Raw genomic sequence first — 13682 nt, 5'->3', positions numbered from 1 at the left:
GGGAAATTTAGAGCCAGCGATGCGCCGGTAAATTTTGCCGGGCTGCAAACGTTCTAGCTCTGATTAAGCCGTTTCCTAAGGTAGACAATGACGATCTCTCGACGTGGGTTCATCGCAGGCCTGGCGCTGACCGGCGCGGCTGTGCCGGCGGCCCTTTATGCCCATCGTGAGTTGACGCGCGAAGAAGCGTTCCCCATCACCCCCGGCGAAGCCACGGTCGACCTGGCCGATACCCAGGGCCAGCACCTGGCCAATACCTTGCGTGGCGTCTGGAGCCTGCGCCTGGAAGGGCGCGATGCCGGCCTCAAGGGCTTGCCGTTGCAAGGTCTGGCGCTGCTGCTGGACATCGCCCCTCGTGGCCGTGGCCTGCGCGGTTACCTGGACACCGCCGACAACCTGCGCGCCGAAGGCGAGCCGCGTTACCGCGTGCTGGGCGATCTGGTGACGGGCGAGGGCGCCTTGCTCTATTGGCGCCTGATCGACCGCGATTCGCCCGCCGGCGTCCCCGCCTATGAATTCAAGATGACCCTCGATGAAGTCTGGGCCGATTTCGGCAACGCCGGCAGCGGCACCCTGACCGGGCAGATCCTCGACCTCAATCGCCCATTGGCGCTGACCGAACGCGACAACCGTTTTGTCGCGCACAAACAGCTGTTCCCCGAAGCCCGTCAGCGTATCGGCCTCAACCCCACGTTGCTGGCCTGGTTGATCTCGCCAGAGCATCGCCTGTTTCACCAGCTGTGGCACGCCACCCGTGACCAATGGCACAAGCTCTCCGAGGAAAAACGCGACGCCCTGCGCGGTATCGGCTGGCAGCCCGGCCCGCGTGGCCAGGAGCGTGATGCGCGAGGCCAGCGCAAGGACCGCAACGGCTCGGGCATCGACTTCTTCTTCATGCACCGGCATATGCTCGGCACGGCGCGCTCCATGCAGGACCTGCCGTCATGGCCGCAATTCCCCGAACCGCAACCGGCGCTGGAACGCGACCGCCTGGGTTTCCTGCGTTACTTCGACAACCACGACGGCTTCGCGCTGCCGCCGGCCTGGTCGGCCCCGGACGATGCCGATTACACCCAGTGGGTCGGTGACATCAAGGCGGCCGAGACTTACCACAGCAACTTCCAGGTGTGGGAGTCGCAATACCGCGATCCGCGTTACCTGGCCAAGTTGACCCTGGGCCAGTTGGGCTCGGAAATGGAACTGGGCCTGCATGACTGGCTGCACATGCGCTGGGCCTCGGTGCCTCGCGATCCGTCCAACGGCGCCCCGGTGCCTTTCGCCCGCGACCCCTCGGACTTTGCCGCCCGCTGGTATGCGCCCGAAAACGACTTCCTCGGCGACCCGTTCTCCTCCCACGTCAACCCGGTGTTCTGGCATTTCCACGGCTGGATCGACGACCGCATCGAAGACTGGTTCCGTGCTCATGAACGCTTCCACCCGGGCGAAGTGAGCCGCCGCGAAGTCAACGGCGTGGCCTGGTTTGCCCCAGGTCGTTGGGTCGAAGTCGACGACCCGTGGCTGGGCCCCGATACCCACGGCTGCAGCACCACGCCAGGGCTGCAAATGGGCCGCTCAATGGAGATGGACCCGGAAACCATGAAGCTGGCCCTGCGCATCACCTTCGGCACCGATGAAGACCTGCTCAAGGGCTGGTTCAAGCGCGTGCCGCAACGGCCGTGGTATGCGCGGCATTTGAAGGTCAAAAGGGACGACTGAGCCTTTGCACCAGTGAGCTCAAACCTGCTCCTCCCCCCGCAACTGCACGCTCATGGCGTCACAGCTGGCTGCCCAGTCGCTTAACCACTGCGGCATCGCAGGTGAGGTCTCGTCCAGGCCCAGTTCACGCAGGAAATCCGCCGGGGGCAGGGTGCCTTTGGCGTTGCGGAACAGCCCGCGCATCACCACCACGCCAACCACCCGGCTCTGGCTGACGAAGCGGTGCTCCATCAGGCTCCACTTGTGGTCCCAGCCGAGCATGCGGGTGTGCACCTCGAACGCTTCGAACAGTTTCAACTCGCGGCGGAACTTGCCCCAGGTATCGCCCACGATCGGCAAGGCTTTTTGGCGCAGGGCCACGCGAAAGGCGCCGGTGCGCAGTACAAAATCCATGCGTGCCACGTCCGCCAGGGAAAAATACCGGCCATTGGTGACATGCCGGTTGAGGTCCAGGTCCAGCGGCCACACCCGCATACGCACCACGGTGGTGTCCAGCCCATGCACAGGGTTACGCCAGGGGCGGCGGCACAGCATGCGGAACAAGCGAAACCAGAGATTCATAAAAACGCCAGGCAGTTGATCGGAGCGGGCACTGTAAAGGTGTCGGATCGGCTAAGGTAGGTGCGCAAATGACTTATTACATGCGAAAAGCGCAATAGGCCCCTCAATGCACATCACCTTGCTTCTGGCCGATCAATGCTCCGCCGCCAGTGCCACCCTGGCCCTGGAAATGCTCAGCGCCGCCAACCTGTTCGCCGAGACGCCGCCCTTTGAGATCACTGTTGCATCCCTCGACGGCGAGCCTGTGGCGGCCTGGGGTGGGCAGCGTTTGCAGGTGGACCGTTCGCTGGCGCAAGTGGCCCAGACCGACCTGGTATTGATCCCGGGATTTCTCTTTACCCTGAAAGACGCCTTGCCGGCGTTTCCAAGCTACGGCCCCTGGCTACGTGAGCAGCATGCGCGTGGCGCGGTGCTGGCCTCGATGTGCACCGGCGCTTTTCTACTGGCCGAAACCGGCTTGCTATGCGACCTGCGCGCCACTACCCACTGGGCGTTTGCCGAGCTATTCCGGCGCCGCTACGCCACGGTGCGCCTGGATGAGGCGCAGATCCTGTGCGAAGAAAACCGCATGATCACCTGTGGCGGCGCCAGTGCGGCAATGGATTTGATGCTGCACCTGATTCGCCGTTTCGGTTCGCCGGAACTGGCCCACACGTGCAGCCGATACCTGCTGATCGATACGGTACGCACCGAACAATCGGTGTATGCCATGTGGTCGCTGCCCAAGAGCCATGGCGACGTTGAAATTCTGCGGGTACAGCATTGGTTGGAGCAGCACTTTGCCCAGCCGCTGGTGATCGACGAGGTGGCGCGGCGCTTTGGGTTTGGCGTGCGCAATTTCAAGCGGCGCTTCAAGGAGGCGACCGCCCATACGCCGATTGCCTACGTGCAGGCCCTGCGCCTGGAGCGGGCCAAGCAGATGCTCGAATCGACGCGCATGACCCTCGAAAGCATCACCTACGCGGTGGGGTATGAAGACAGCAATTCGTTTCGCCGCCTGTTCCAGCAACGGGTGGGGATGTTGCCGGCGGCGTATCGCAAGAAATTTCTCGGCGTTGTGCGGTGATTCAACGGCGCAATTGCGGCTCGTCTTCGATACACGTCACCAGAAACTCCATCACCCCTTTCACCGAGGGTGAGCGGCGCATATCCGGGTACACCGTGAGCCAGATATCGCGCACCGGACCTTCGCTGGCCGTGGGCAGCCTGACCAGTAACGGATCGTGGTCGCCCACCAGGGTCGGCAATACCACGGCACCGACCCGGGCGCGGGCTGCCATTTGCTGGGTAATCAGCTCACTGGCGGCAAACACTACCGGGCGTTGGCCGCGCACTTGATGCATCCACGCCTGTTGGGGCAGGTGGTCGCGGCTACTGTCATAGGCGACGAAGCCCCACTGCGGCGCTGGCAATTGTTGGAGCTCGGGCGAGCCATACAGCCCGAAGCGCACCACACCGACCTTGCGCCGCACCAGCGCGTTCTCGTCGGGTCGCACGGTGCGCAGGGCGATATCGGCCTCGCCCTTGTCCAGTGCCGCAACCTGGGTAGACGGCATCAGTACCAGGTTCAACTGGGGGTACTGCGCACGCAAACGGGCAATGTGGGGGGCGATGCAATGGTTCGCGATGGACGGCGGGCAACTGACCCGCACCGTACCGGCCATTTCGATGGAGGCGACCCGTGACAGGCGCATGACGTCAGTGGCCATTTCGTTCATGCCGGCCGCCAGTTTCGCCAACGCCAGGCCCTGCGCAGTGAGCGGCCGGCTGCGCGGCAAGCGGTCTACCAGCTTGACGCCCAGGGCTTTTTCCAACGCATCGACGCGGCGCCCGACGGTGGCATGTTCCACCTGCAACTCCCGCGCGGCCGCCGACAGCGACTGGGTGCGCGCCAATACGGTGAAGTAATACAGATCCTGCCAGTCGAACATCGGGTTATTTCCGCACGGAGGCTGTGAATGGATGGGGAATTTTCAGTCTGATAGCGTCCTTTTACCATGGGCGCTTCCTACTGCAAACGGAGTTGTTCCCCATGAAAGCCATCACCCTGCACACCTACGGCGGCCCTGAAGTGGCCCAACTGCGCCATGACGTACCCAAACCCCAGGTCATCGCTGGGCATGTGTTGGTGCAGGTTGCCTGTGCGGGCATCAATTTCATGGATATCCATACCCGCCAGGGCAAATACGCCAGGTCAGCGACCTACCCGGTGCGCCTGCCTTGCACACTGGGCATGGAAGGCGCGGGTGTGGTGGTAGAAGTGGGGGCCGACGTCAGCCATTTGCACGTGGGTGACCGCGTAGCCTGGTGTATCGCCTGGGGAGCCTATGCCGAGTACGCCTGTGTGCCTGTCGACAAAGTGGCACAGATTCCCACCGCGATCCCTTTCGATCAGGCGGCTGCAGCGATGTTTCAAGGGAGCACCGCCCATTACCTGATCGAGGATGTGGCGCGGCTGAAAGCCGGTGATACCTGCCTGATCCACGCGGCATCCGGCAGCATCGGTCAATGGCTGGTGCAGATGGCGCGTCGACTCGGCGCGACCGTGTTCACGACCGGTAGCACCGCTGAAAAATGTGCGATTGCCCTGGAGCGGGGGGCTCACCACGCCTGGACCTATGACGGATTTGCCGAGCGGGTGCTGGAGGCCACCGATGGGCGCGGGGTGGACGTGGTATTTGATTCGCTGGGTAAAACCACCTTGCGCGACAGTTTCAGGGCATGCCGTACCCGTGGCTTGATCGTCAACTACGGCAATGTTTCCGGCTCGCTGACGGACCTTGATCCGATGGAGCTGGGGGAGGCCGGTTCATTGTTTTTGACACGACCGCGGCTGGCCGACCATATGGCCGATGGTCCTACCGTGCAACGACGGGCGAACGCGGTGTTCGCGGCAATGCTGGAGGGCTCGCTGACGGTGGAGATCGAAGGGCATTACACGTTGGAAACGGTCAAGCAAGTGCATGAACGCATCGAAGCACGGCAGCAGATCGGCAAGGCGGTGCTTTGGCTGGAGCGCAACCTGCATTAATCGAAGACGAAAAAAAACCGGCTGATCAGGCCGGTTTGGGGTTCCCGCCAACAGCGCGGGGTCAGGCATTGTTGCTGTGCAGACGGTCGGCACCACCTTCGGCCAGGCCACGCTCTTGCAGACGATCAGCGCCACCTTCGGCCAGACCACGTTCCTGCAGACGATCAGCGCCACCTTCGGCCAGGCCACGTTCCTGCAGACGATCCGCGCCACCTTCGGCCAGGCCACGTTGTTGCAGACGATCAGCGCCACCTTCGGCCAGGCCACGTTGTTGCAGACGATCAGCGCCACCTTCGGCCAGGCCACGTTGTTGCAGACGATCCGCACCGCCTTCGGCCAGACCACGTTGTTGCAGACGATCCGCGCCGCCTTCAGCAAGACCACGTTGTTGCAGACGATCAGCACCGCCTTCAGCTACGCGGCGTTCCAGCAGGCGGTCAGCACCGCTTTCGGCTACACGGCTATCCATCAGGCGATCCGCGCCGCCTTCAGCGACAACGGGGTGAGCAAAAGCATTGGCGGCGAGTACCGAGAAAGCGAGGCTAAGCAAGATTTGGCGTTTCATGAGAGTGTGCTCCGAGTATTGGGTTTGGGTGCTGCTGGGTATGGGTTTGATGTTACGCGTTGGATTTTTCAAGAGAACTTCATTGCGCTGATGGTGACTATCGATGCCAACGATGGCCCGTTCTCACGGGCCATCGCAGGGCCGGTCATGGCATCTGCGGCAGTTCCTGAGGGCGCAGGTCAAACACCAGCACCTCGGCGTCAGTGCCCTGGCTCAGGCGAATCTGGCGTTCATCGCGGATGCGTGCGCCGTCACCTTCCTGCAGGCGCTGCCCATTGATCTCGACGCTGCCACGTGCCACATGGATGTACGCGTAGCGGTCCGGCGCCAGATCGAGGGTTGCGCTTTCGTCACCGTTGAACAGGCCCGCATAGACCCGGGCATCCTGGCGCACGTTGAGCGAACCCTTGGCGCCATCCGGCGAGATGATCAACTGCAAGCGCCCACGTTTCTGCGCCTCGCTGAAGTGCTCTTGCTGATAGCGCGGCTTGGCGCCGACCACATCCGGCACGATCCAGATCTGCAGGAAGTGCACGCCCCGGCTCTGGCTGTGGTTGAACTCGCTGTGGGCTACGCCGCTGCCTGCGCTCATCAGTTGCACGTCACCGGGGCGGATCACCGAACCGGTGCCCAGGGTGTCCTTGTGTTCCAGGGCGCCTTCGAGCACATAGGAGAAAATCTCCATGTCGCGGTGCGGGTGCTGGCCGAAGCCTTTGCCGGCGGCGACGCGGTCATCGTTGATCACCAGCAGGTCGGAAAAACCCTGCTCCTGGGGGTTCCAGTAATTGGCGAATGAGAAGGTGTGGAACGACTTCAACCAACCGTGATTGGCGGCGCCGCGTTCCGAGGCTTTGCGAAGGGTCAGCATGGGATGTTCTCCTCAAAAGAAGCGGTCTGCACGATGCAGGGCTTCGGTGTGAGGAGAAGGTTACTGGTTAACGATAGGTTGATTAAGAAGCTGAATTTTGAATGACTGTCCCGCTACAGTTGACGATTGCCCGCTGAGCCGCCCTGAGGTAGTCGCGATAGCGCAGTTGAAGTTTGCGCCAGGTCATCGGGTTCACCCCTTCGATACGGCTGAACAGGTGGCAGAAGTGCGCCTGGTCGAAGAACCCGCATTCCTGGCTGATTTGCGTCAGGCTCAGGCCGGAGACGGCGATCAGCCGCTTGGCTTGCTTGACGCGTTGCTGGCGGATCCATTCCTGGGGGGCTACACCTGTAGTGCGCTTGAAGGCCCGGGAGAAATGGCTGCGCGACAGTTCACAGGCGCGGGCCAGTTCCGTCACGTCCAGCGTCCCGGACAGATTGGCGAGGATCAACTGTTTGACCCTCTGTTCGCGCTGTGGGCACAGCATTCCGGTGGTGGCAACGGGTTGAGCCATGATCGATCTCCATGGTCGATGGGCGCGGGTTCCTGCCTACCTTACCGGTGAATGCAGCCCCCGTGTAGAGCGCTGCAAGCATCTCTTGCGCAGAGCACATACGTGCAATTTTTGCGGATCGGCGCACTGCACACTACTGCCAATATTCAAGTACCCAGAGGAAAAACACGATGGACTCAACAGCGCAAGGCGGGCCGGATGAGGTCGTGACCCTGGTGGTCAAACACCGCGTGAAAAAGGGGCTTGAAGCCGATTACGAAGCCTGGCTTCGACGCATTGTGCGCATTGCCGGTGAGCGTCCGGGCCACCTCGGCGTTGATGTGGTGCGCAGCAAGCAGGACGCCCTGGCGCTGTTCACCTGCGTGTTGCGCTATCGCTCGGCCGATGACCTCAAGCACTGGCTGGACTCCCCCGAGCGTCAGGAGCTGATCAACCAGGCCGCACCGATGCTCGCCGACGGCGACCGCACTGAAGTCGGCTCGGCCAACGAGTTCTGGTTCTCCCCCCTGGCCGACACCGCCGCCAAGCCTCCGCGCTGGAAGCAGGCGGTCGTCACCCTGTGTGTGATCCTGCCGCTGACCCTGCTGGTGCCGATCATCTGGGGCCCGGTGCTGCGCTTGCATCCGCTGCTCTCCAACTACGTCGTCGCCACATTCCTGATCACCCTGACCATCGTTCTGCTGGTGGTCTACCTGCTGATGCCGGCGGCCACCCGCCTGTTCGCTCCCTGGCTTGAAGCCTCTGTAAAGGAAACCCTATGAACGCCGATCTGATTTTGTTCAATGGCCAGTTCCACACCGTGGATCGTGAAAACCCGCGTGCCACCGCCGTTGCCATCAGCCAGGGGCGCTTCGTCGCCGTGGGCACCGATGGTGAAGCCATGGCCCTGCGTGGCAGCGGCACCCAGGTCATCGACCTCAAGGGCCGCACAGTCATTCCGGGGCTTAACGACTCGCACCTGCACTTGATTCGTGGCGGGCTCAATTACAACCTCGAGTTGCGCTGGGAAGGTGTGCCGTCCCTGGCCGATGCCTTGCGCATGCTCAAGGACCAGGCCGACCGTACGCCCACGCCGCAATGGGTGCGTGTGGTCGGTGGCTGGAACGAATTCCAGTTCGCCGAAAAACGCATGCCGACCCTGGACGAACTCAACCAGGCCGCGCCGGACACCCCGGTGTTCGTGCTGCACCTGTACGACCGCGCCTTGCTCAACCGTGCCGCATTGCGCGTGGCCGGGTACACCAAGGACACGCCCAACCCACCGGGTGGCGAGATTGTGCGCGACAGCCACGGCAACCCTACCGGGATGCTGGTGGCCCGGCCCAATGCGATGATTCTGTATGCGACCCTGGCCAAGGGGCCGAAACTGCCGTTGGAATATCAGGTCAACTCCACCCGCCAGTTCATGCATGAACTCAATCGCCTGGGCCTGACCAGCGCCATCGACGCGGGCGGCGGTTTCCAGAACTACCCCGATGACTACGCGGTGATCGAGCAACTGGCCAAGGACGAACAGTTGACGGTGCGCATCGCCTACAACCTGTTCACCCAGAAGCCCAAGGAAGAACTCAGCGACTTCAAGAACTGGACCGGCAGCGTCAAGTTGCACCAGGGCGATGATTACCTGCGCCACAACGGGGCCGGCGAGATGCTGGTGTTCTCGGCCGCCGACTTCGAAGACTTCCTCGAACCGCGTCCCGACCTGCCGCAGACCATGGAACAGGAGCTGGAACCGGTGGTGCGCCACTTGGTCGAGCAGCGCTGGCCGTTCCGCCTGCACGCGACCTATAACGAATCCATCTCGCGCATGCTCGACGTCTTCGAGAAGGTCAACCGCGATATTCCGTTCAATGGCCTGCCGTGGTTCTTCGACCATGCCGAAACCATCACGCCGCAGAACATCGAACGTGTACGTGCCTTGGGTGGCGGTATCGCCATCCAGGACCGCATGGCGTTCCAGGGCGAATATTTTGTCGAGCGCTACGGCGCCAAGGCCGCCGAAGCCACGCCGCCGATCCAGCGCATGCTCGCCGAAGGCGTGCCGGTAGGCGCGGGCACCGACGCCACGCGGGTGTCGAGCTACAACCCGTGGACCTCGCTGTACTGGATGGTCAGCGGCCGCACCGTCGGTGGCCTGGCGCTGCATGCCGAGGGCCTGCCGCGTCTGACCGCGTTGGAACTGTTCACCCATGGCAGCGCCTGGTTCTCGTCCGAGCAAGGCAAGAAGGGGCAGATCAAGGTCGGCCAATTGGCGGACGTCGCGGCGTTGTCCGCCGACTTTTTCAGCGTCGATGAAGAAGCCATCAAGTGGATCGAATCGGTGCTCACCGTCGTCGGCGGCAAGGTGGTGTACGGCGCCGGTGACTTCGAAGATTACGCACCGCCGCGCGTGCCGGTGCTGCCGGACTGGTCGCCGGTGGTCAAGGTGCCGGGCCACTGGCGCCCGAGTTCACCGTTGCAGGCGCAGGTCCACCAATGCAGCGGCCCCTGCGGCGTGCATTCCCACAGCCACGAAAAAGCGCGCCTTTCCAGCGTGCCGGTCAGCGACTTCCAGGGTTTCTGGGGTGCGTTCGGCTGCTCGTGCTTTGCATTCTGATTACCCAAACCCCCGTAAGGAGTTGAACCATGGCTAGCCCTCGTTTGAACAAAGATGACGCCGTTGTACTGTTGGTCGATCACCAGACCGGCCTGATCTCCCTGGTGCAGGATTTCTCGCCCAACGAATTCAAGAACAACGTACTGGCCCTGGCCGATGTGGCGAAGTTCTTCAAGTTGCCGACCATCCTCACCACCAGCTTCGAAAGCGGCCCCAACGGCCCGCTGGTTCCAGAGTTGAAAGAACTGTTCCCGGACGCGCCGTACATCGCCCGTCCTGGCCAGATCAACGCCTGGGACAACGAAGACTTCGTCAAGGCAGTGAAGGCGACCGGTCGCAAGCAGATCATCATTGCCGGTGTGGTGACGGACGTGTGCGTAGCGTTCCCGACCCTGTGCGCGCTGGAAGAAGGCTTTGAGGTATTCGTGGTCACCGATGCCTCCGGCACCTTCAACGAAACCGTACAACAAGCGGCCTGGGCACGTATGACCGCCGCCGGTGCCCAACTGGTCAACTGGTTCGCCGTGGCCTGCGAGCTTCAGCGCGACTGGCGCAACGACATGGAAGGCCTGGCCAACCTGCTGTCGCCACGCATCCCCAACTACCGCAACCTGATGAACAGCTACTCGGCCTTCACCGCCAAGTAACCCATCCCCATCGTTCCCACGCTCCGCGTGGGAATGCCTCCCGTGTCGCTCCGCGTCACGACCTGCATTGCGGACGCGCAGCGTCCAAGGGCTGCATTCCCACGCAGCGCGTGGGAATGATCAGTCAGGGCGTGTTATAAACCCGGAAATGTCCACCGAGAAGCGACAATGAACCCCTTCGAAGACATGCGCCTGTTCTGCCAGGTCATGGAGTCCGGCAGCTTTACCGCCGCCGCCGAGCAATTGGGCCTGTCCAAACAATTTGTCAGCCGCCGCCTGATCCAACTCGAAGACCGCCTCGGCGTGCGTCTGCTCAACCGCTCCACCCGCCGCCTCGACGTCACGCCGCTGGGCCAGAGTTACTACGAATCCGCCTTGCGCCTGCTCAGTGAAGTCGAGCAGGTGGAGCAGGGCATCGCCGGCCAGAACAGCGAACCACGCGGCACTATTCGCCTGAGTGCGCCCTTGTCATTTGCCATGGCGCACCTGGGTTGCCTGCTGCCGCTGTTCCTGCAACGTCACCCGCACGTCTCGGTGGAAGTCGACCTGAGCGACCGCCCCGTCGACCTGATCGGCGAGGGTTATGACCTCGTGTTGCGCATCGGCACCCTGGAGGATTCCACCCTGATCGCTCGGCGCATCGCCAGCGTGCAGCGTGTGTACTGCGCCAGCCCCGACTACCTGGCCGTGCGCGGTACGCCGCAAAAGCCCGAAGACCTGGCCGGCCACGATTGCCTGCCCTACGGCCACGGCCGCCAGGTGCAGTGGCGCTTCCAGGCCAAGGGCAAGTTGCAGTCGCTGAATGTCAGCGGGCGTATGCGCGTCAATAATGGCGAGCTGCTGCGCGACACAGCCATCGCCGGAATGGGCGTCACCTACCTGCCGACCTTTATCGTCGCCGATGCCTTGAAGGACGGGCGGCTGGTGACGCTGCTGGATGAGTACGCCCCCGACCCCCTGACTCTGTCGGCGGTGTACCCGCAGCACCGGCAAAGTTCGCGGCCGGTGCAGGCGCTGGTGGAGTTTCTACGCGAGCGCCTCGCCGGCGGTTGTTAATTGGCCCGGTTGTGGAGTGCTTGCTGAGCCAGGTAACGCTCCAGATTGGCCAGGAACGCGTCGGCGATCTCATGCTGGCTGCGCGTGGAAATCGCCGAGGTGTGCGGCGATAAGCGCACCCGCGGATGACTGTACAGCGGATGACCCTCCGGCAACGGCTCCGGTTCTGTCACATCCAGTGATGCCAGCCCGATCTGACCGTTGTCCAGCGCTTCGAGCAGTGCCTCCTGATCCAGCAAACCACCCCGTGCGATGTTGATCAGGTGCAATCCCGGCTTGGCGCTCCCCAGGACCTCACGGTTGATGACATGTCGCGTGGCTTCGGTCAGCGGTGCGGCTACCACCAGGTGATCGGCGCGGGCGAACAGGTCATGGATATCCTTGGCGGTTTCCACGCCCGAACTGAACGGTGCCTGGCTTTGACGTAGCGCCACGACGTTGATCCCCAAGGCCAGGGCCTTTTGCGCCAGGCGTTCGCCAATCGCACCAAACCCCAGGATCCCCAACGTGGTGCCCTTGAGAGGACGCAGTGCGGTGAACTGCCACTGGGCATCCTTCACCCAGATATCCGGCAAGTGTTTGGCCGCAGCAAAGATCGCCGCCAGGGCGAACTCGGCGAGGTTATCGGCGGCGCTGCCGCGTGAGGTGGTCACCGGCGGGCCGTTGAACAGCCACTGGGGGTAGAAGTCGATACCCGAGGACACCAGGTGCACCCACTGAACGCCGTAAGGCCAGCCGGGCGGCGGGGTGTCGGGGGCGGTGTAGCCACGCACGTTGATCGGGCGCAGCAGCAGGACATTGGCCTGGGGCGGCAGGTCGCTGGGCACGCCGACCGGTACACCGATGACCTGGGCTTGCGGGTGCAGCGTGACCAGGCGCTGGCGGATCACGGTGTTGAAGTCTTCGTCCAGCTGGCTGGCGATAATCACCTGACTCATGTGCGTTCCTTCTGACGTTGTGCGAACACGGCTTTGCCGACGCCTTGCAGCACGGCGTCGTTCTGCGGGGTGTGGACGCGGCTGCACAGCACGTCGCGATAGTGCCGTTGCAGCGGGCTATGACGTGAAAGGCCGGGGTTGCCCGAGGCTTCGATGGCCAGCTCCACCGCACGGATCGCGTTGTGGGTCACCAGGTATTTCAATTGTGCCGCGTTGGCGGCCGGGGTGTGCCCTTCGGCGGCAGCGTCCAGCAGGCTGCGGTTGGCGAACAGCAACGTGTCGATATGCCCGACGGTTTCCTGGAACCGTGGCAGGGTGGCCAGCGCCGCCCCAAGGTTGGATGGCTTGCGTTCTTCCAGCCAGGTAACCAGCCAATCCCGTGCGGCCTGGGCCACGGCGTCGTACACCGACGACAACAACACCGCCATCCACCGGAACCCTTCGCCATCCAGCTCGGGTTGCGGCGCGCTCCAGGGGCTGACGCTGACCGCGTGGTCCAACGGCACCAGCACGTTGTCGAACACCACTTCATGGCTGCAGGTGGCGCGCATGCCCAGGTGGTCCCAGGTGTCGATGATGCTCACGCCGGGGCTGTTTTTTGGCACCAGCCAGGCGCCCACCAGCGGGTCGGTATCGTCACTGCGCGCCCACACGATGAACCAGCTCAGGCCATGGCTGCCGGTGGAGTAGATTTTGCGCCCGCTGATGCGCCAGCCGTCAGCGCTGCGTACCGCGGTGGTGGATGGCAGGCCGCCACGGGCCGGGGTGCCCAGGTCGGGTTCTACACGCAACGCATTGATCAGCGCGCCGTTGCGCACCGCCTCTTCTGCTACTTGGACACGCAGGTGCTGGGGCCAGGTTTTGCTGTCTTGCAGACGCGTGTGTTGCAGGTATTGCATCACCAGAATCAACGCGGTGGAGGGCTCGCCCTTGGCAATCGCACTGATGGCCTTGCGCGCCTGGGGCAGGCTGGCGCCGCCACCGCCCAGGGATTTGGGCACGGTGAGGGCGACCAGGCCGTGCTCGTGCAACAGCTTGAAGTTGGCGTGGGGGAAGGCGCCGCTTTCATCAAACCGATGCGCAGTGCTGGCCAGCTCGGCGCTGAGACGCTCGAGCAGGGCATCGAAATGGGTGACTTCCACGGAACGCAAGGACGCTTGAGTCATGAGTCTGTACTCGCTTGAAATGGT

Annotated in this window: 14 protein-coding genes; 7 read left to right on the top strand and 7 right to left on the bottom strand. The window is 63.1% G+C overall.

All coding sequences use genetic code 11. The features are described from left to right. Nucleotides 1–87 precede the first annotated feature (87 nt). Nucleotides 88–1716, top strand: a complete 1629-nt coding sequence (pvdP, locus tag MJP36_RS19185) for a pyoverdine maturation tyrosinase PvdP (RefSeq protein ID WP_244383763.1) — start codon at nucleotides 88–90, stop codon at nucleotides 1714–1716. A gap of 18 nt (nucleotides 1717–1734) precedes the next feature. Here the strand turns inward: pvdP and MJP36_RS19180 are convergent, their stop codons facing one another. Next, complete coding sequence (locus MJP36_RS19180) at nucleotides 1735–2277, bottom strand: acyl-CoA thioesterase (protein WP_244383762.1); 543 nt, start codon at nucleotides 2275–2277, stop codon at nucleotides 1735–1737. Nucleotides 2278–2383: 106 nt separating this feature from the next. Here MJP36_RS19180 and MJP36_RS19175 point away from each other — a divergent pair, with 106 nt between their 5' ends. Further along, nucleotides 2384–3343, top strand: a complete 960-nt coding sequence (locus MJP36_RS19175) for a GlxA family transcriptional regulator (RefSeq protein WP_244383761.1) — start codon at nucleotides 2384–2386, stop codon at nucleotides 3341–3343. Between the two features lies 1 nt (nucleotide 3344). Here MJP36_RS19175 and MJP36_RS19170 read toward each other — a convergent pair whose 3' ends face one another. Beyond that, nucleotides 3345–4208, bottom strand: a complete 864-nt coding sequence (locus MJP36_RS19170; protein ID WP_244383760.1) for a LysR family transcriptional regulator — start codon at nucleotides 4206–4208, stop codon at nucleotides 3345–3347. A 101-nt stretch (nucleotides 4209–4309) separates the two neighbouring features. Here MJP36_RS19170 and MJP36_RS19165 point away from each other — a divergent pair, with 101 nt between their 5' ends. After that, on the top strand, nucleotides 4310–5308 hold the full coding sequence (locus tag MJP36_RS19165; RefSeq protein ID WP_090371650.1) for a quinone oxidoreductase family protein: 999 nt from the start codon (nucleotides 4310–4312) through the stop codon (nucleotides 5306–5308). A gap of 61 nt (nucleotides 5309–5369) precedes the next feature. Here the strand turns inward: MJP36_RS19165 and MJP36_RS19160 are convergent, their stop codons facing one another. The 3 genes from MJP36_RS19160 to MJP36_RS19150 all read right to left on the bottom strand — a co-directional run bounded on the left by MJP36_RS19160 (nucleotide 5370) and on the right by MJP36_RS19150 (nucleotide 7255). Beyond that, a complete protein-coding gene (locus tag MJP36_RS19160; protein ID WP_244383759.1) occupies nucleotides 5370–5873 on the bottom strand; it encodes a hypothetical protein in 504 nt (167 codons plus the stop codon). A gap of 145 nt (nucleotides 5874–6018) precedes the next feature. After that, the gene (locus tag MJP36_RS19155) at nucleotides 6019–6741 is read right to left on the bottom strand and encodes a pirin family protein (RefSeq protein ID WP_161549444.1); all 723 of its coding nucleotides are present in this window, start codon (nucleotides 6739–6741) and stop codon (nucleotides 6019–6021) included. An 82-nt stretch (nucleotides 6742–6823) separates the two neighbouring features. Further along, nucleotides 6824–7255, bottom strand: a complete 432-nt coding sequence (locus MJP36_RS19150) for a helix-turn-helix domain-containing protein (protein ID WP_161549445.1) — start codon at nucleotides 7253–7255, stop codon at nucleotides 6824–6826. A 170-nt stretch (nucleotides 7256–7425) separates the two neighbouring features. On the opposite strand from MJP36_RS19150, the gene MJP36_RS19145 reads away from it, so the two are divergent. The 4 genes from MJP36_RS19145 (at nucleotide 7426) to MJP36_RS19130 (ending at nucleotide 11554) form a co-directional block, all read left to right on the top strand. Beyond that, nucleotides 7426–8016 (top strand): antibiotic biosynthesis monooxygenase, encoded by a 591-nt coding sequence (locus MJP36_RS19145; protein WP_060755312.1) that lies wholly within the window; start codon nucleotides 7426–7428, stop codon nucleotides 8014–8016. Beyond that, the gene (locus MJP36_RS19140) at nucleotides 8013–9851 is read left to right on the top strand and encodes an amidohydrolase (RefSeq protein WP_198761957.1); all 1839 of its coding nucleotides are present in this window, start codon (nucleotides 8013–8015) and stop codon (nucleotides 9849–9851) included. Before MJP36_RS19145 ends, MJP36_RS19140 begins: the two co-directional genes overlap by 4 nt. A 29-nt stretch (nucleotides 9852–9880) precedes the next feature. Next, complete coding sequence (gene ycaC / locus MJP36_RS19135; protein WP_060755310.1) at nucleotides 9881–10498, top strand: isochorismate family cysteine hydrolase YcaC; 618 nt, start codon at nucleotides 9881–9883, stop codon at nucleotides 10496–10498. A 168-nt stretch (nucleotides 10499–10666) separates the two neighbouring features. Then, entirely contained in the window at nucleotides 10667–11554 is an 888-nt protein-coding gene (locus MJP36_RS19130; RefSeq protein ID WP_060755309.1) for a LysR family transcriptional regulator, read from the top strand. Here the strand turns inward: MJP36_RS19130 and MJP36_RS19125 are convergent. Together MJP36_RS19125 and MJP36_RS19120 are read right to left on the bottom strand one after the other, a co-directional pair. After that, nucleotides 11551–12492 carry a D-isomer specific 2-hydroxyacid dehydrogenase family protein gene (locus tag MJP36_RS19125; protein WP_244383758.1) on the bottom strand — a complete coding sequence of 314 codons (942 nt, stop codon included), beginning with the start codon at nucleotides 12490–12492 and terminating at the stop codon, nucleotides 11551–11553. The genes MJP36_RS19130 and MJP36_RS19125 overlap by 4 nt on opposite strands. Further along, entirely contained in the window at nucleotides 12489–13658 is a 1170-nt protein-coding gene (locus MJP36_RS19120) for an acyl-CoA dehydrogenase family protein (protein WP_244383757.1), read from the bottom strand. The genes MJP36_RS19125 and MJP36_RS19120 overlap by 4 nt, the downstream gene beginning before the upstream one ends. Between the last annotated feature and the right edge of the window lie 24 nt (nucleotides 13659–13682).

Origin of the sequence: Pseudomonas palleroniana, from assembly GCF_022836895.1 — a bacterium.
GTDB classification, from domain to species: domain Bacteria; phylum Pseudomonadota; class Gammaproteobacteria; order Pseudomonadales; family Pseudomonadaceae; genus Aquipseudomonas; species Aquipseudomonas palleroniana.
This window is presented reverse-complemented; position numbering and strand designations above follow the sequence as displayed.